The sequence below is a fragment of the Cupriavidus sp. KB_39 genome (assembly GCF_052114485.1).
In the GTDB taxonomy this organism is placed as follows: Bacteria; Pseudomonadota; Gammaproteobacteria; order Burkholderiales; family Burkholderiaceae; genus Cupriavidus.
The window spans coordinates 1-418 of the sequence record NZ_JBFREV010000228.1 but is presented as its reverse complement, the minus strand read 5'-3'; the positions used below and the strand labels follow the sequence as shown (position 1 = coordinate 418).

1 protein-coding gene is annotated in these 418 nt (G+C 62.1%); it reads right to left on the bottom strand.

The annotated features are described in order from the left end of the window. Window positions 1-391: formylglycine-generating enzyme family protein (locus AB4Z27_RS29685; protein WP_441646071.1), on the bottom strand; the 391-nt coding region annotated here is incomplete at its 3' end. Window positions 392-418 lie beyond the last annotated feature (27 nt).

The following is a 418-nucleotide window of genomic DNA, read 5'->3' as shown; positions in this document are numbered from 1 at the left end:
GCACACCGGTCTGCTTGCCTAGCCACTGGCAATAGTCCTTCGCCTGCTGCCAGTACATGCCGGCCGGTATCAACGGATGGCGGTAGAACCCCGGCGGCAACGGGTGGCCCGGTCTCCGCTCCATCCCGGCCCGGGGCCGGCCGGTCGCATCAGCGAACACGTCGTACTCRGCATAGGTGGTCTTGAACCGGGCAAGGTTGTAGCCCGTCAGCGTGACCTTGTAGGGCGGCTTATTTTCGATCCCGCTCGTGTAGTACAACCCTTCGGGGGTCCACCCGAGCCCAAAATCCCCCATCATGAAGCTGCCGCCTTCGACCCGGATCAGGTCCTTCAGCACCTTGTGCTTGAGCTTTGCTATGCGTTCCTCGATGCTGCCTTCCGTCAAAGCCAACAACTCTGCTGTCAGCGCTGGAGGCTG